General features: G+C 65.6%; 18 protein-coding genes. 2 read left to right on the forward strand and 16 right to left on the reverse strand.

From position 1 onward, the window contains the following. A partial coding sequence (yedF, locus tag Q0Y09_RS09875) for a sulfurtransferase-like selenium metabolism protein YedF (RefSeq protein WP_297720932.1) occupies window positions 1-392 on the forward strand: 392 nt, incomplete at its 5' end. A gap of 331 nt (window positions 393-723) precedes the next feature. On the opposite strand, the gene Q0Y09_RS09880 is transcribed toward yedF, so the two are convergent. From Q0Y09_RS09880 to Q0Y09_RS09940, 13 genes are all read right to left on the reverse strand, one after another. Continuing rightward, entirely contained in the window at window positions 724-1,005 is a 282-nt protein-coding gene (locus tag Q0Y09_RS09880; protein WP_297720934.1) for a sporulation transcriptional regulator SpoIIID, read from the reverse strand. 75 nt (window positions 1,006-1,080) lie between these two features. Then, window positions 1,081-1,938 (reverse strand): shikimate dehydrogenase, encoded by an 858-nt coding sequence (aroE, locus tag Q0Y09_RS09885; protein WP_297720937.1) that lies wholly within the window; start codon window positions 1,936-1,938, stop codon window positions 1,081-1,083. A 247-nt stretch (window positions 1,939-2,185) separates the two neighbouring features. Further along, the gene (gene aroQ / locus Q0Y09_RS09890; RefSeq protein ID WP_297720939.1) at window positions 2,186-2,668 is read right to left on the reverse strand and encodes a type II 3-dehydroquinate dehydratase; all 483 of its coding nucleotides are present in this window, start codon (window positions 2,666-2,668) and stop codon (window positions 2,186-2,188) included. Beyond that, window positions 2,665-3,165 (reverse strand): shikimate kinase, encoded by a 501-nt coding sequence (locus tag Q0Y09_RS09895; protein ID WP_297720942.1) that lies wholly within the window; start codon window positions 3,163-3,165, stop codon window positions 2,665-2,667. Before Q0Y09_RS09895 ends, aroQ begins: the two co-directional genes overlap by 4 nt. A 3-nt stretch (window positions 3,166-3,168) precedes the next feature. Then, window positions 3,169-4,323 carry a bifunctional chorismate mutase/prephenate dehydratase gene (locus tag Q0Y09_RS09900; RefSeq protein ID WP_297720945.1) on the reverse strand — a complete coding sequence of 385 codons (1,155 nt, stop codon included), beginning with the start codon at window positions 4,321-4,323 and terminating at the stop codon, window positions 3,169-3,171. 24 nt (window positions 4,324-4,347) lie between these two features. Then, the gene (locus Q0Y09_RS09905; RefSeq protein ID WP_297720948.1) at window positions 4,348-5,325 is read right to left on the reverse strand and encodes a chorismate synthase; all 978 of its coding nucleotides are present in this window, start codon (window positions 5,323-5,325) and stop codon (window positions 4,348-4,350) included. Next, window positions 5,322-6,521 carry a 3-phosphoshikimate 1-carboxyvinyltransferase gene (locus Q0Y09_RS09910; protein ID WP_297720951.1) on the reverse strand — a complete coding sequence of 400 codons (1,200 nt, stop codon included), beginning with the start codon at window positions 6,519-6,521 and terminating at the stop codon, window positions 5,322-5,324. The genes Q0Y09_RS09905 and Q0Y09_RS09910 overlap by 4 nt, the downstream gene beginning before the upstream one ends. After that, window positions 6,518-7,603 carry a 3-dehydroquinate synthase gene (aroB, locus tag Q0Y09_RS09915; protein WP_297720954.1) on the reverse strand — a complete coding sequence of 362 codons (1,086 nt, stop codon included), beginning with the start codon at window positions 7,601-7,603 and terminating at the stop codon, window positions 6,518-6,520. Before aroB ends, Q0Y09_RS09910 begins: the two co-directional genes overlap by 4 nt. A gap of 19 nt (window positions 7,604-7,622) precedes the next feature. Next, on the reverse strand, window positions 7,623-8,642 hold the full coding sequence (gene aroF, locus Q0Y09_RS09920) for a 3-deoxy-7-phosphoheptulonate synthase (RefSeq protein WP_297720957.1): 1,020 nt from the start codon (window positions 8,640-8,642) through the stop codon (window positions 7,623-7,625). A 349-nt stretch (window positions 8,643-8,991) separates the two neighbouring features. Continuing rightward, complete coding sequence (locus Q0Y09_RS09925; RefSeq protein WP_297720960.1) at window positions 8,992-9,867, reverse strand: DMT family transporter; 876 nt, start codon at window positions 9,865-9,867, stop codon at window positions 8,992-8,994. Then, window positions 9,864-11,057 carry a MalY/PatB family protein gene (locus tag Q0Y09_RS09930; protein WP_297720963.1) on the reverse strand — a complete coding sequence of 398 codons (1,194 nt, stop codon included), beginning with the start codon at window positions 11,055-11,057 and terminating at the stop codon, window positions 9,864-9,866. The genes Q0Y09_RS09925 and Q0Y09_RS09930 overlap by 4 nt, the downstream gene beginning before the upstream one ends. A gap of 93 nt (window positions 11,058-11,150) precedes the next feature. Further along, a complete protein-coding gene (locus Q0Y09_RS09935; protein WP_297720965.1) occupies window positions 11,151-12,821 on the reverse strand; it encodes a DAK2 domain-containing protein in 1,671 nt (556 codons plus the stop codon). A 40-nt stretch (window positions 12,822-12,861) separates the two neighbouring features. Beyond that, a complete protein-coding gene (locus Q0Y09_RS09940) occupies window positions 12,862-13,212 on the reverse strand; it encodes an Asp23/Gls24 family envelope stress response protein (RefSeq protein WP_297720968.1) in 351 nt (116 codons plus the stop codon). Between the two features lie 164 nt (window positions 13,213-13,376). On the opposite strand from Q0Y09_RS09940, the gene Q0Y09_RS09945 reads away from it, so the two are divergent. Continuing rightward, entirely contained in the window at window positions 13,377-13,568 is a 192-nt protein-coding gene (locus Q0Y09_RS09945; protein WP_297720971.1) for a hypothetical protein, read from the forward strand. 64 nt (window positions 13,569-13,632) lie between these two features. Here the strand turns inward: Q0Y09_RS09945 and Q0Y09_RS09950 are convergent, their stop codons facing one another. From Q0Y09_RS09950 to Q0Y09_RS09960, 3 genes are all read right to left on the reverse strand, one after another. Next, a complete protein-coding gene (locus tag Q0Y09_RS09950; protein ID WP_297720974.1) occupies window positions 13,633-14,079 on the reverse strand; it encodes a PaaI family thioesterase in 447 nt (148 codons plus the stop codon). Then, window positions 14,063-14,980 (reverse strand): SufD family Fe-S cluster assembly protein, encoded by a 918-nt coding sequence (locus Q0Y09_RS09955; protein ID WP_297720976.1) that lies wholly within the window; start codon window positions 14,978-14,980, stop codon window positions 14,063-14,065. Before Q0Y09_RS09955 ends, Q0Y09_RS09950 begins: the two co-directional genes overlap by 17 nt. A 62-nt stretch (window positions 14,981-15,042) precedes the next feature. Beyond that, the gene (locus Q0Y09_RS09960; RefSeq protein WP_297720979.1) at window positions 15,043-15,774 is read right to left on the reverse strand and encodes an ABC transporter ATP-binding protein; all 732 of its coding nucleotides are present in this window, start codon (window positions 15,772-15,774) and stop codon (window positions 15,043-15,045) included. Window positions 15,775-16,093 lie beyond the last annotated feature (319 nt).

The following is a 16,093-nucleotide window of genomic DNA, read 5'->3' on the forward strand; positions in this document are numbered from 1 at the left end:
AGCGGAGGGCGGCCCCCGCGCCGGAGCCGGCAGTCTGCTGCCCCACGGCCCCCGGCGGCGCCACGGTATTCATCGGCAAGGACTTCATCGGCGACGGCAGCCGGGAGCTGGGAGAGAGCCTGATGAAGATGTTCCTCTACACCCTGGCCCAGAGCGATACGCCCCCCGCCTGCCTCCTCTTCATGAACGGTGGCGTGAAGCTGCCCGCCGGCGGGGAGCCCCAGGTCATTGAGAGCCTGAAGTCTCTGGCGGAAAAGGGCTGCGAGATCCTGGTGTGCGGCACCTGTCTCAACTACTTCAGCCTGACCGAAGCCTGCAAGGTGGGCGTGGTGAGCAATATGTACGACATCGCCGGGCGGCTGCTGTCCGCGCCCCGGGTGGTCACTGTATAAACAAAAAACAGCGGCCCGGAAGCTATGCTTCCGGGCCGCTGAGCCTGTCGACAAAGTCGACAGGCTCTCTCAAAAATGCAAGCATTTTTTCGAAGAGATGCAGCCTGCTGCGTCGCACTTCGTCAGGCCCCAAACAAAGCCGCTTCGCCGGGCTTTGTTTGGGGCCCAACTTGCACGCTTGCAGGCTGAGAGGTGTTTTTTTCGACGCACATGTCGCCGGAAAAAACAGATGTCATTTCATTCCGTCGTCTGCGGACGACGGAACTCTGCGAGGCTCTTGCACAAAATCTAAAGCATATCTGCTTTTTCGACAAGCTGAGCGGCCCGGAAGCTATGCTTCCGGGCCGCTGTTTTTGGGGTCGGAGGTCTCGCCCCTGTACTTTCTCCGGGTGGCGATGCCGCCCCGGATGTGCCGCTGTGCCTTGTTTTCCTCCAGAACAGCCTTTACCTGGAGGTAGAGGGGGCGGTTGAAGGTGCTCAGACGGTCCTGAATGTCCTTGTGGACGGTGGACTTGCTGATGCCAAAACGCTGTGCAGCGGCCCGGACCGTCGCCTTGTTCTCAATGATGTAAAGGGCCAGCCGACAGGCCCGCTCCTCGATGTTCCCTTTCACACGCGCAACACTCCCCGTCGTGGTTTCCACTGTGGGATGTATATGCGCCAGTCAGAGGGAACAGAACGGGCTTGCTTATGCTTCCAGCAGAGGGGCGAGCCGCCGCACCATGGCGGGGGCGTCGATGGAGACGCCGGTGAAGTGCTCCAGGGCGAAGACGGCCTGGTAGAGGAGCATGCTCAGGCCGTTGAAGGCGGGATGCCCCAGGGCCCTGGCCCGAGCCAGAAGGGCGGTCTCGGCGGGGGCGTAGATGAGGTCGTACACCGGCGCGCCGGCGGGCAGGGCCTCCAGAAAGGAGAGGTCCTCAAAGCCGCCCTTTGCCCCCGCCATGCCCAGGGAGGTACAGTTGACCAGCAGGTCGGCTCCGGCGGCCTGGGCCCGGAGGGTGTCGATATCAAAGCCGGCGGGAGAGAGGACCTCCGGAGCCCGGTCACAGAGGGCCTGGGCCTTCTCCAGGGTGCGGTTGCAGATGGTCACCGAGGCCACCCTCTGTTGGGCCAGCTTCAGGGCCACCGCCTTGGCGGCGCCTCCCGCCCCCAGAAGGACCACCCGGCGGCCCCTGGGATCAAAGCCGGCGTCCAGCAGCGCCTGGAGAAAGCCCTGCCCGTCTGTATTATATCCGTATACTTTGTCATCTTTTATACAAACCGTATTTACCGAGCGGTAGAGCCTGGCGTCCTCGTCCAGCACATCCATGAGGGGAAGGAGGTCCTCCTTGTGGGGCATGGTGGCGTTGAAGCCGGCGTAGCCCGCGGTCTTGGCCGCCTCCAGCCACCGGGCGGCCTCCCCGGCCTTGACGGGCTGACAGAGGTAGATATAATCCAGTCCCAGGGCCTGGAGCATGGCGTTCTGGAGCAGGGGGGACTTGGAGTGGAGCACCGGGTCCCCGATGACGCACAGCTTTTTGGTGGTGTTTTTCAGCTCGACCTGCATGGCGGTTCTCCTTTGGTTTTACACAGTTTGGGCGGCTGGTGTGGAAAAGATAGAGGTTTTTACCGTCTATACTGGTTGATTTGATGGAACTGCGGCTGGATTATCAACATGAGAACATGGCTGTGGGGATGCACAGGTTTTGATTCTCCTAAAGCCTATCTTCGAAGGGAAGCCCACAGCTCTCTTTGCCTACTTTCTCTCTTGAGGGAAGTGCGGGGAGGAGGTGGCTGTGGGGATGCACGGCGTTTCAGTTTTCTGAACGCGTATCCCCGCAGGGCAGTCCAAAGCTCTCTTTGCCTACTTTCTCTCTCGAGAGAAAGTAGGAGAGGGCGGCTTCGTAGCCGTAGAGTCCCAGGCCGCAGATCTGGCCCACACAGGCGGGGGCGGTAACGCTCTTGTGGCGGAACTCCTCCCGCTGGTGGATGTTGGAGATGTGGACCTCCACGCAGGGGACCGAGACGGCCTTGAGGGCGTCCAGAATGGCCACGGAATAGTGGGTGTAGGCCCCAGGATTCATGACGATGGCGTCGTAGACCCCGTCGGCGGCCTGGATGGCGTCCACGATGGCCCCCTCGTGGTTGGACTGTAAGCAGTCCACGGTGGAGCTGTGGGCGGCGGCGAAGTCCCTGAGATGGGCGCACAGGCCCTCGTAGTTCTCCGAGCCGTAGATGCCCGGCTCCCGCTTGCCCAGCAGATTGAGATTGGGACCGTTGATGACGAGAAATTTCATGCTCTGAGCACCTCCAGAATGGCGTCTGCGGCGGCCTCCGGGGAGGGGGCCTCCGGGATGATGTGGTCCGCCCACTGCCGGTAGACCGGTTCCCGCTGGGCGAAGCGGTCCAGGAAGGCCGCTTTGCCCTCCTGGGCCAGGGGCCTTCCGGCCATGGAGACGGTGTCGTAGGTCCTCCCTGGGTCCCGGCAGAGCCAGAAGACCACGCCGGACGCCTTGAGGGGGGCCATGGCGGCGGCGCGCAGAGGCAGCCCGCCGCCGCAGGCGATGACCAGGCCGGTCCGGCGGGCCAGGACCTCCGCCGTCTCCCGCTCCCGGTCCCGGAAATAGCCCTCGCCGTCGGCGGCGAAGATGGCGGGGATGGTCCGGCCCTCCCGGGCCTCGATGAGGGCGTCGGTGTCGGCCAGCGTCCGGCCCAGCCGGGCGGCGAGAAGGCCGCCCACTGTGGTCTTGCCAGAGGCCATCATGCCGATGAGGACGATGTTGCGCGTCTCCATGGCTCAGCCCTCCCTGGCGGCGGGGTAGTTCCCCAGCACCCGGAAGCCCTCGGCGGACTGGGTGAGCTCCAGGAGGACCCCGTCCATGCCGGGGGCGGCCAGGTCCCCGGTGAAGTCGGCGAAGAAGCGGTATTCCCAGCTCCGGCCCACGATGGGCCGGGACTCCAGCTTCATGAGATTGAGCCCGTTGACGGCGAAGGTGGTCATGAGCTGGTGGAGGGAACCGGTGCGGTGGGGCAGGGTGAAGAGAACGCTCACCTTGTCGCTGCCCGGGCGGCGCTCCGGTACCGGGGAGACGATGACAAAGCGGGTGTAATTGCAGTCGTTGGCGTTGAGGTGGGCGGCCAGGATCTCCAGGCCGTAGTGCTCCGCCGCCCGGGGGGAACAGATGGCGGCCCGGTCAGCCCTGCCGCTTCGGGCGACAAACTGGGCGCTCTCGGCGGTGTTGAGCCGGGGGACGCAGGTCCAGCCCCTCCCCTTGAGGAAGTCGGCGCATTGGAGCAGACCCTGCTCATGGGAGTAGACGGTGGTGATGCCGTCCAGCCTGGCCCCGGCGGGGGCGGCCAGACAGTGGTCCACCTTCACCGTCTGCTCCCCCACGATGCAGTGGCCGTAGGCGGCCAGCAGGTCGTAGACCTGGCTGATGGAGCCGGTGGAGCTGTTCTCAATGGGGAGGACGCCGTAGTCGGCCTCTCCGCACTTGAGGGCCTGAAAGACCTCCTCCCAGGTGGCGACATGGGACCGGGAGACGGTCTCCCCGAAGAAGCGCCCGGCGGCCTCGTCGGAGTAGGCCCCCGGCTCCCCCTGATAGAGTACCCGGGGGCGCTCCAGCGGGGGCCGGGCGGCGCGGAGGGCGGCGCAGACACGCTGGTAGTCCCCGTTGCCCGACTCGGTGAGGAGCTTGCGCTGCTGCCGGCGGGAGATGCCCATGATGGCCTCGTAGAGGGCGATGACGTCGTCCTTGCGGGCGGGGTCGTCGGTGAGAGCGGCCTTTTTGGCCAGAACCTCCTGTTCCCGGGCGGCATCCAGTACCGGGACGCCGTTGGCTTGCTTCCAGCGGCCCACCTGCTCCGTCACCTCCATGCGGCGGAGAAAGAGGGCGGTGAGTTGGGCGTCGATGTGGTCGATCTGCCCCCGAAGGGCATCCAGTTGACTCATAGAACTACACCTCGCAGTGGTAACTCAGACGCCCAGCACCGCGCAGGCGGCCAGGGCGGCGGCGGCTTCGATGACCGGCACCGCCCGAGGGAGGATGCAGGGGTCGTGGCGGCCAGTGATGGCCAGCTTGGCGTCGGCGCCGCTGGACAGGTCCACGGTGTCCTGCTCACGGGCGATGGAGGGGGTGGGCCGGATGGTGACCTCAAAGGTCACCGGCATGCCGTTGGTGATGCCGCCGTTGATGCCGCCGGCGTGGTTGGTCCGGGTCTTGACGGTATCTCCGTCCATGTAGAAGGGGTCGTTGGCCGCGCTGCCCCGGAGGTCGGCGAAGCCGGTCCCCAGGCCGAAGCCCACCGCCTTGACGGCGGGGACGGCGAAGAGGTACTGGGAGAAGATACCCTCCACGTTGCAGTCGAAGTCGGGGGACCCCAGTCCGGCGGGCAGGCCGGTGACGGCGCAGGCAATGCGTCCGCCCACTGAGTCCCCGTCGGCCTTGGCGGCCAGGATGGCCGCCTCCATCTCCTCGGGGGTGGGGTCGGCGATGCCGGCCACGTTGGAGATGCGGGCGGCCACCTCCACCCCCCGCTCCCGCAGGAGGAGCTTGGCCACCGCCCCGGCAAAGACCAGGGGGGCGGTGAGCCGGCCAGAGAAGTGGCCGCCGCCCCGGTAGTCGTTGCAGCCGTGGTAGCGGACAAAGCCGGCGTAGTCGGCGTGGCCGGGCCGGGGCAGATTTTTGAGCCTGGCGTAGTCTTTGGACCGTGTATCGGTGTTGAAGATGACGGCGCACAGGGGGGCGCCGGTGGTCCTGCCCTCAAAGACGCCGGAGAGGAGCTCAGGTTCGTCTTTCTCTCGCCGGGCGGTGGTCATGGCGTTCTGGCCGGGGGCCCGGCGGGCGAGCTCGGAACGGATAAAGTCCAGGTCCAGAGCCAGACCGGCGGGGACGCTCTCCAGGGTCACCCCGATGGCGGGGCCGTGGGACTCGCCGAAGATGGTATATCTCATGGCTGTGCCTCCTCTGTCCGGGTGATAACGCCGCCCAGGGCCTCGTAGTCCGCCCAGAAGCTGGGGTAGGACTTCCTGACGCACTCCGCCCCCGTGATGGTGACGGGGGCGTCACAGTTGGTGGCGGCGATGGCGGCCATCATGGCGATGCGGTGGTCGTTGTGGCCGGAGACGGTGACCCCGCCGGGGAGGGTGTCCTTCCCGTGGATGACCAGATAGTCGTCGTGCTCCTCCACGTCCGCCCCAAGGGCGGTGAGCACGTCGGTGACGGTAGAGAGCCGGTCACTCTCCTTCATCCGGAGCCGGGCGGCGTTGACCAGCCGGGTGGCGAGCCCCTCCCCCCGGAGGGCGGCCATGGCGGCCAGGGGAGGGACCAGGTCGGGACAGCCGGAGACGTCGATCTCGGCATGGCTGGGCCGGGCCAGGGTCCAGTAGTGGCGGGCGATGGCGGCGTCGGCCTGGGCGGAGCCGGCGTCCAGCCCCTGGATGTCCACGTCGCTGTCCAGCAGGGCGGCGGCGTACCAGAAGGCGGCAGCCGACCAGTCGGCCTCGATGGTCAGGTCCCGGGCGGTGAACTTCTGCCCGCCGGGCACCCGGAAGCCCCGCTCCTCCCGCTCCACCCGGATGCCGAACTTCTCCAGCACGTCCAGGGTCAGGTCCACATAGGCCCCAGACTCCAGGGGGGTGGTGAGGAGGATCTGGCTGTCCCCGGACAACAGGGGGAGGGCATAAAGGAGGCCGGTAATGAACTGGGAGGATACGTTCCCGGGCAGGGCGTAGGTCCCCGGTTCCAGCTGGCCGCGGACGGTCAGGCTGCCGGCCATCTCCTCCCAGAAGATCCCCTTCTCCCGAAACAGGTCCCGATAGGGGGCCTGGGGCCGCTCCATGAGCCGGCCACGGCCAGTGAAGTGTCCGCCCCCCCGGAGGGCCAGGGCCACCGGGATCAGAAAGCGCAGGGTAGAGCCCGACTCCCCGCAGTCCAAAATGGGCAGGCCGTCCTGGCCGGCGGGGTGGCCGGACCGGAGGGCGGCGGCGCAGAACTGGGTGGCCCGGATGTCCTCCGAGTCCCCCAAATTGGAGAGGGTCCCCGTTCCATCGGCCAGGAGCAGGGCAAGCAGGGCACGGTGGCCGACGGACTTGCTGGGGGGCGGGGTGACCGAACCCCTGAGCAGGGCCGGGGTGATGGTGATGTTCATATCAGCGCCTCCAGTCGACGCAGCAGCTCCGCCTTGGGCATCCTGTGGGGGACGGCCCGGCCCAGCGCCGCGAGCAGAATGACCGAGATGTGGTCCCCCGCTCCCTTCTTGTCCAGTCCCACGGCGGCGGTATAGTCCTCTGCGGTGCAGGGAATGGCGGTGGGCAGGCCCAGGGCGGACAGCACGGTCTCCAGCCGCTCCGGCACTTCTGCCGGGGTCACCCCCAGCGCTACGCCCAGCCGGGCGGCGGCGCACATACCGGCGGACACCGCCGAGCCGTGGGTCCACTCCGTATAGTGTCCCGCCAGCTCGTAGGCGTGGCCAATGGTGTGGCCAAAGTTGAGGAGCATCCGCTCTCCTGTGTCCCGTTCATCCTGTTCCACTACGTTTCGTTTTATTTCGCAGCATGTATACAAAATGTGTTCGATCTCTGCCATCAGCGATGCCCGGGCGGAGGGCTGGGCCGCCCGCTGGGCCAGAAAATCGAAGAAGGCGGCATCCCGGATGCAGCCATATTTGACCACCTCGGCCATACCGTCCATGAAGGTGGGCAGGGGCAGGGTATCCAGCACATTCGGGTCCATGAGGACCAGCTTGGGCTGCCAGAAGGCCCCGGCCAGGTTTTTCCCGTGGGCCAGGTCGATGGCCACCTTCCCCCCCACGGAGGAGTCCACCTGGGCCAGGAGGGTGGTGGGGATCTGGATAAAGTCCACCCCCCGGAGGATGGTGGCGGCGGCGAACCCGGCCAGGTCCCCCACCACGCCGCCGCCCAGGGCCACCACGGCGTCGGTGCGGGTGAGCCCGGCGGCCATCATCTTCTCCCAGAGGATGACGAGCTGCTCGGCGCACTTGGAGGGCTCCCCGGCGGGGACGGCGTGGCAGACCACCTGATAGCTCATGCGCTTCAGGCTGTCTGACAGGCGGGAGAGATAGAGGGGCAGCACGTTGGAGTCGGTGACCACAAAAAGGCGCTTGGCCTGTGGGCAGACCCGCTGGATGGCCGCCCCTGCCCGGTCCAGGAGGCCAGGGGCGATGAGGATATCATAGCTGCGTCCGGGCAGGGTCACGGTGAGGGTCTTCATGGCTGCGGCTCCTTCCCGGTCAGAGATTCAGGGTCTTGCCCATCATGGGGGCCAGGACCTTGATCTTTTTCATGAGCTCATCGAACTTCTTGGGGGTAAGGGACTGCTGGCCGTCGCACTTGGCGTGGGGGGGATCGTTGTGGACCTCAATGATGAGGCCGTCTGCCCCGGCGGCGATGGCGGCCAGGGCCAGGGGCTCCACCATGGAGTACATGCCGGCGGCGTGAGAGGGGTCCACGATGACGGGCAGGTGGCTCATCTGCTTGATGGCGGGGATGGCGGATATATCCAGGGTGTTCCGGGTGTAGGTCTCGAAGGTGCGGATGCCCCGCTCGCAGAGGATGACGTTCTCATTGCCGGCGGCCATGATGTACTCCGCCGACATGATCCACTCCTCGTAGGTGTTGGAGAGGCCCCGCTTGAGGAGGATGGGCTTGCTCATCTTGCCCACCTCCTTCAAAAGCTCGAAGTTCTGCATGTTCCGGGCCCCCACCTGGACCAGATCCACCTCATCCTCGAAGAGCTGGGCCATCCGGGGGTCCATGATCTCGCTGACGATGGGCAGACCGGTCTGTTCCCGGGCCTCCACCAGCAGCTCCAGCCCGGGGGCGCCCATGCCCTGGAAGGAGTAGGGGGAGGTCCGGGGCTTGAAGGCGCCGCCCCGGAGGAGGGCCGCCCCGGAGAGCTTCACGTCCTGGGCCACGGCGCAGATCTGGGACTCGCTCTCCACCGAACAAGGGCCGGCGATGACGGAGAAGCTGCCGCCGCCGATCCGCGCCCTGCCCACGGAGACCACCGTGTCCTCGGGGTGGAACTTCCGGTTGGCCTTCTTATAGGGCTCCTGGACCCGCATGACCCGTTCCACGTTGTCCTCCATGGAGATCTTGTCGATATCCAGCTCGGTGGTGTCCCCCACCAGGCCCAGGATGGTGCAGCCGATGCCGTGGGTGATGCCCACGTCCAGCCCCTGGGCGCGGAAGGTATCGGCCAGGGCCTCGATGTCCTCTTTCCTGGTGCCGGGCTTCATAATGATTACCATAGTGATCTTCTCCTTTTTCCGTCAAGGGTGCAAAAGAAAAAAAGCGCCCATTGACGATAAAATCAATGAGCGCACGGTTCGACGATACAACGACCCCATCCAAAGGGCCGGCCCATTCACTTTATCCCGCTGTTTTACCCATGCCAAAAAAGCCGGCGCCCGTAAATCGAGCCCAGCCAAAATAGGTAAAGGAACGGGATTCAGTTGTGAGGCGGCGACGATCCATCTGAACTACCTCACTCAACTGGAATGGTTGGACGTATTTTACACCCGGCGGAGAAAAAATGCAAGAGCGATTTGCCGCAGTAACGTAAAAAATAGAAAAAGCGCCCCAGAAGGGGCGCTTTGCTCAGGGCTGCCGGCCCTCGGCCCTGGTGTAGAGGAGGACGCCGGCCAGGACGGCGGCGGCCCCCGCCGCCTGGAGAGGGCCGATGCCCTCGCCGAAGAGGAGAAGCCCCAGGACGGAGGCGAAGACGGGCTCGCACAGCTTGGCGGCGGAGACATAGGCAGGGGAGAGCCACTTCAGGCTCCAGGAGAAGAGGGAGTGGCCCAGCAGGGTGCAGAAGACGGCCAGCAGCAGCCCCACGGCGGACTCCCGGAGCCCCCAGCCCAGCACCAGGGTGCCGGTGACGGCGTCCAGGACCAGCAGGACGATGAGGCAGGAGACGTAGGTGAGGAAGGTGTAGACGGTGGTGGACTGCCGGGCGCGCTGGACCTGGCCGATGAGGGTGTAGGCCGCCACGGCCACGGCGGCCAGCACCGCCAGCAGGTCCCCCGCCAAAGCGCCGGAGCCGCCGGAGTCGGAGAGGGCCAGCGCCGCGCTGCCGGCGAAGGTCACAACGATGGCGGCCACCCCCAGCCTGGGGATGCGCCCGTGGAGAAAGAGGGCGAAGCCCAGGGCGGAGAAGATGACCTCGGTGGAGACCAGTACGGTGGAGGAGGCGATGGAGGTCCACTTGAGGGACTCGAACCAGGTGGAAAAGTGGAGGGCCAGACAGGCCCCGCTGAGGGCGCACATCAGGAGGTCCCGGCGGGCGGTGGAGCGCAGCTCGGCCCGGTGGGACCGGAGGACCGCCGGCAGCAGCAGGAGGACGGTCCAGCCCAGCCGGCCGGTGGCCGTCACCAGGGAGGGGGCCGCCGGCCAGCGGACAAAGACGGAGGAAAAGGAGGCCCCCAGCACGCCCAGGAAAAGGACCAGTCTGGGGTCTGCGGTGAGACGGCTCAACGGGGGAGCCCCCGGCGGCGGGCGGCCTCGTCCAGCCGCTCCAGGGCCAGTTCCAGGTGGCGGCGGGGACAGGCCAGGACGAAACGCTCGAAGCCGGTCCCCTCGGGGCCGAACATGGTCCCCTCGTCCAGCCACAGCCCGGCCTCATCCCGCATGAAGCGCAGCTGCTCCTCCGGCGAAAGCCCCAGGGAGGAGAAGTTGGCCCACAGCAGGTAGGTGCCCTCCCAGGGGGCGGTCCACACCGAGGGGAAGCGGTCAGCCAGGAAGGATCTGCACAGCTCGAAGTTGCCCTTGAGGTGGACCAGCAGGGCCTCCAGCCAGGGCTCCCCCCGCTCGTAGGCCGCCCGGGTGGCGGCCAGGCCGAAGTAGCCGGTGTAGCTCCCGGTGTAGCCGTCGGTCCTGGCGCGGAACTGCCGGCGCAGGTCCTGGTCGGGGATGACGGTGGTGGCGGTGGCCAGCCCCGCCAGATTGAAGGTCTTGCTGGCCGAGGTGCCCAGGATGCAGCGGTGGGCGGTCTCCTCGCCCAGGGTGGCCAGAACGGTGTGGGTGTGGCCGGGGGCGATGAAGTCGGCGTGGATCTCGTCGGAGAAAATGAGGACGTTATGGCGGCGGCAGATGTCGGCGACGGCCTCCAGCTCGGCGCGGGTCCACACCCGGCCGGTGGGGTTGTGGGGCGAGCAGAGGATGAGGAGCTTGGTCTCCTCCCGGCTGCACAGACCCTCCAGGTGGTCCAGGTCCAGCTCATAGCCTTGGTCGGTGCGGCGGAGGGGGTTGGCCAGGAAGGTGCGGCCTGTGGCCTCGGCGATGCGCTTGAAGGGCGGGTAGGCCGGGGTCTGGGTCACGATGGCGTCGCCGGGTCTGGTGAATGCCTGGACGGCCTGGCCGACGGCATGGACCACGCCGAAGTTGTTCACCAGCCAGCCGGGGTCCACCTTCCAGCCGTGGCGGCGCTCCATCCAGCCGGTGAGGGCGGTGCGGAAGGTCTCGTCCATGCCGGTGTAGCCGTAGACGCCGAAGGCGGCGTGGTCCTGGAGGGCGGCGACGATCTCCGGAGCCACCAGCAGGTCCATGTCGGCCACGGAGAAGGGGATCACATTGGGGTCGGTGACGCCGGCCTTCTCCATGGGGACCCACTTGGAAGCTCCCATGTGGAGCCGGGAGCGCAGGGTGGTGAAATCATAGTTGGACATGGGGCAAACCTCCGATTCTCTCTTTCTGCGGGGATGGGGAAAAGGCAAAGGGCGGCCCCAAGGGCCGCCCTTTGCGTCGTTATGGAAGGGGGATCACTCCGCCGAGATGAGGTAGTAATAGACGGGCTGTCCGCCGGAGAGCAGAGTGATCTCGGCATTGGGGCAGGCGGCGGTGAAGATATCCAGGGCGGCCTGGGCCTGACCGTCGTCCACGTCCTCGCCGTAGTAGATGGTGATGAACTCGGCGCTCTGCTGGGTCTCGGCCTCGGCCAGACGCCGGAGCAGGGCGGAGAGGTCCTGGTCGGTGCCGAAGAGCTGGTTTTCAGCCAGGGCCAGGTAGTCGCCCTCCTTGATGTCAAAGCCGTCGAAGTCGGAGTTCCGGGCGGCGTAGGTGATCTGGGCGGTGTGGACGTTCTGGATGGCCTGGGTCATGGCGTCGGTGTTGTCCTCCTGGATGGCGTCGGGGTCGAAGCTGAGGAGGGCGGAGACGCCCTGGGGGATGGTCTTGGTGGGGAGGACCACCACCGTCTTGCCCTGGGCCAGGGGGATACACTGCTCGGCGGCCATGATGATGTTCTTGTTGTTGGGGAGGACGTAGACCACTTCGGCGGGGGTGGCCTCGATCTCCTTGAGGATGTCCTGAGTGGAGGGGTTCATGGTCTGGCCCCCGGAGACCACACGGTCCACGCCCAGGTCCCGGAAGACGTCGGCCAGGCCGTCGCCGGCGCAGACGGAGACGAAGCCGTACTGCTTCTCCGGGGCGGCGGGGGCGGCACAGTGGTCGTGCTCGTCCTCCTCCAGGTCGTCGGTGCTCTGGATGTGGCGTCCGGCGGCCAGATCCTCGGCCTGGGTGCGCATGTTCTCGATCTTGGCCAGCTCCAGGGTGCCGTACTTCTGGGCCTCGCTGAGGACGTCGCCGGGGATGTCGGTATGGACATGGACCTTGAAGGCGTCGTCGCTCTCGCCGATGACCAGGCTGTCGCCCACGCTGTTGAGGTAAGCCTGGAAGGCCTCCAGCCCGTTGAAGCCCGCGTCCTTGCGGACGATGAAGACGGTGTCGAAGGTGAAGGTGATCTCCTCGGCGGCGATGGCGGCGTAGTCGGTCTTCTGCTCGCCGGAGGTCCCCTCCTCGCCGTCGGCGGGCATGGGCTCGCCGCGGAGCTCATCCAGCATGCCCTGGAGGATGGCCAAAAAGCCCTTGCCGCCGGCGTCCACCACGCCGGCCTTCTTGAGGACGGGGTTCTGGTTGACCGTGTCGTCCAGGGCGATGAGACCCTCCTTGATGGCCTCGTCCAGGACGAACTCGATGGCGCGGTCCTCTCGGGCGGCCTCGGCGGCCCGGCGGGCGCACAGGCGGGAGACGGTGAGGATGGTGCCCTCGGCGGGCTTCATGACGGCCTTGTAGGCGGTGGCCACGCCGTAGTCCAGGGCGATGGCGAAGTCGGCGCCGTCGGCGGTCTCCTTGTCCTTCATGGCCTTGGCAAAGCCCCGGAAGAGGAGGGACAGGATGACGCCGGAGTTGCCCCGGGCGCCCCGGAGCAGGGCGTTGGCATTGACCTGGGCCACGGCGCCCACGCTGCCGGGAGCCTTCTTTTTGAGCTCGGCGGCGGCGGTGGCGATGGTCATGCCCATGTTGGTGCCGGTGTCGCCGTCGGGGACGGGGAAGACGTTGAGTTCGTTGATCTGCTGCTTCTGGGAATTGATGGAGGCCGCTGCGTGAATGAGCATCCGTGCCAGCAGCGCCCCGTCAATGGTTCCTCTCATGTCGAATGTTCCTTTCTATGACGGAATGGGCCGCCGGCCTTCAGCCGATGACCATGGAATCCACGCAGACGTCTACGCTCTTGACCTGAACGCCGGTGATCTTTTCCACGATATAGCGGACCTCGCTCATGATGGAGCGGCTGACGGCGGTGAGATTGACGCCGTTGTCCACGATGATGTGGAGCTCAATGGAGACGGTATCATCGTCATTGAACCGGACCTTGACCCCCTTGGCCATGGATTCCCGGCGCAGAAGATGGACCAGGCCGTCGGTCTTGGAGCGCACCGCCATGCCCTTGACGCCATAGCAGTTGGTCGCGGCAGCGCCGGTGATGTTGGTAAAGACGTCGGGGCTGATGGTGATGACGCCCCTCTCTGTTTCCAGTCTCATATGGTACCTCCTTTGGAGCACAGGACAGAATAAACCAATTATGGTCTATCTATTGTATTCTATTTTCCCCATAAATACAAGGGAAAAAGTTGCAGTGAATGATTGTATTTTCCACGAAAATCGTGTAGACTAGTGATAACGCTCAGACATGGAGGTGCGATGGGATGAAAGTTGCCCGTTTTGTACTCAAGATCGTCGGCTGGTCTCTGGCGCTGGCCGCCGCCGTATGCTGCATTGTGGCCTATTGGGATAAGATCACCAGCGCCGTTTGCTGCCTGAAGGACAAGGTGTCGGGGAGGGGGGCCTGCTGCTGCCATCCCTCTGAATTCGACGACTACGCCGACTGGGACGAGTAAGGCGTACCAAAAGGCATACACGCAGAGAAAATGGCCGCCCGGACCGGGCGGCCATTTTTTTGTTTCAGGAGTCCGCCGGCGGGGCGGAGGGCTCCTGGGTGAGGTAGAAGGTGAAGTTGCCGTTGGCCACCTCCACGCCGTTGTCGTCGGTGAGGACCAGGTGGTAGACGCACAGGGTCTGGCCCAGCTTCTCCGGCTGGGCCCGGCAGAAGATGTGCCGGTTCTCCCCCTTGGCGGGGCGGAGGAAGTTGAAGGCGTAGTTCACCGTGACGCAGGGCCTGCCGGTGGCGGCAAGGACCCCGGAGCCGCCCACCGTGTCGGCCAGGGTGGCCAGACAGCCCCCGTGGACGATGCCGTAGGGGTTGAGGCTGTCGGGATGGACGGTGAGCGCGCCGACAGCGGTGCCATCCTCATAGAGTTCGGTGATCTGGATGTGATTATAGGAGGAAAACGGGTCGGAGACTCGGACAGGACCCTCCTTGATGGGGACAGGCTTACTGCAGGAAGCCATTGAGAATCCTCTCCTCTGCCTCCTCCTCGGTGAGACCGAGGGTCATGAGCTTCAAAATCTGGTCGCCGGCAATGCGCCCGATGGCGGCCTCGTGGATGAGCTGGGCGTCGGGGTGCTCGGCGGCGATGGCGGGGATGGACTTGATCTTGGCCTGGCCCATGAGGATGGAGTCACACTGGACGTGGCCGAAGCACTTGGCCTCGCCGATCATGCGGGGGTAGAAGACCTGCACCGAGTCGTCCTGGGCTACGGACCGGGAGATGACCCGGCCGGTGGCGTCCTCGCCGGCGAGGACGATGTCCATTTCCGACTCGGCGGTCTGCCTGCCGTGGGTGAGGAGCTTTTCGGTGATGACGGCCTCGCCGCCGGCCCCCACCACGATCTTGGTGTACCGCTTGGTGGAGTCCACGCCCCGGATCTGGGTGGTCTCCATGTGGATGGAGGCCCCCTCCTCCAGGTAGACCACGGTCTGGGGGTTGAAGATGCGCTCGCCGGTGCCCTCCCCCTCGCCGTAGTGCTTCTCATAATAGCGGACCTTGGAGTTCTTGCCCACGTGGAAGGTGTGGATGCCGTCGTGCTGGGTGGTGTCGCAGCCGGAGTTGTGGATGCCGCAGCCGGCGACGATGTCCACGTCGCAGTCCTCGCCGATGTAGAAGTCGTTGTAGACGGTCTCGGTAAGGCCGGTCTCGGTGAGGACCACCGGGATGTGGACCGACTCCTTCTTGGTGCCGGGGGCGATGTGGATGTCGATGCCCGACTGGTCGGTCTTGGTGTCGATGACGATGTGGGCGGTGCTGACGCGGCCGTCAGACTGCCCGTTCTTGCGGATATTGTAGGCCCCTACGGGGAGACCGTCCAGGTCGGCGATCTCCTTGAGGAGCTTGGCTTCCAGTTTGTCCATGGCTCAAATGCTTCCTTTCCCGGCCGCAGGTGTGGGGCGGCCGACTGTGAAAACGGGGCGGGTCAGGCCCCGTGCATATAGCTGCAGCCCGACACGGTGTTGGCCAGGATCTTGGGGAAGATCTCCTCCTTGGCGCCGTGCTGGGTGATGACGCCCCGGTCCACCATGACGATCTCGTCGGCCAGGTCGATGATGCGCTCCTGGTGGGAGATGACCACCAGGGTGGCCTTCTGCTCGTCGTGGAGCTGGCGGAAGGTGTCGGTGAGCCGGGCGAAGGACCACAGGTCGATGCCGGCCTCGGGCTCGTCGAAGATCATGAGCCCGGAGTCCCGGGCCAGGATGGTGGCGATCTCGATGCGCTTGACCTCGCCGCCGGAGAGGGAGGCGTCCACCTCCCGGTCAATATAGTCGGCGGCGCACAGGCCCACCCGGGTGAGGTACTGGCACTCCTCCTCGTGGGTGAGGCCCTCCCGGCCGGAGGCGAGCTCCAGCAGGTCGCGGACCTTCAGGCCCTTGAAGCGGGGGGGCTGCTGAAAGCCGTAGCTGATGCCCTTCCGGGCCCGCTGGGTGATGTTGAGGGGGGTGATGTCCTCACCGTTCCACAGGATCTGGCCGCCGGTGGGGGTGACCAGGCCCATGATGGCCTTGGCCAGGGTGGTCTTGCCGCCGCCGTTGGGGCCGGTGATGACCACGAACTTGTGCTCGCCGATGGTGAGGGAGACATCGTTGAGGATGCCCAGCTCCTCGCCGGACTCGTCGGACACCTGATAAGATAAATGCCTGATCTCCAGCATGTGAAGGACTCCTTTGTGTTTCTCTGTGAGCGGCCGACGCCGATACGACAATATTTTACCATAATTCCGATTGATTAACAAGTATTTCTTTTGATGGCTCTAACATTGGAACTGTCGGCGGCCCACTGACATAGTATGGACCGAAAGACTGGGATTTAGGAGGCGTGGCCATGGAAGAGATGCAAAACCGACCGGAGGGGACGACGGCGGAGGACCGGGAGCTCTTTCGGCAGGTGTGGCAGCGGGTGACCGAGAGCGGCGGCGGGGAGAGCCCCATTGAGGTCGTCCCGGCCCCTGGGGTGGAGCGGGCCCTGGCGCC

Origin of the sequence: Intestinimonas sp. (assembly GCF_026169115.1) — a bacterium.
Classification (GTDB): Bacteria; Bacillota; Clostridia; order Oscillospirales; family Oscillospiraceae; genus Intestinimonas.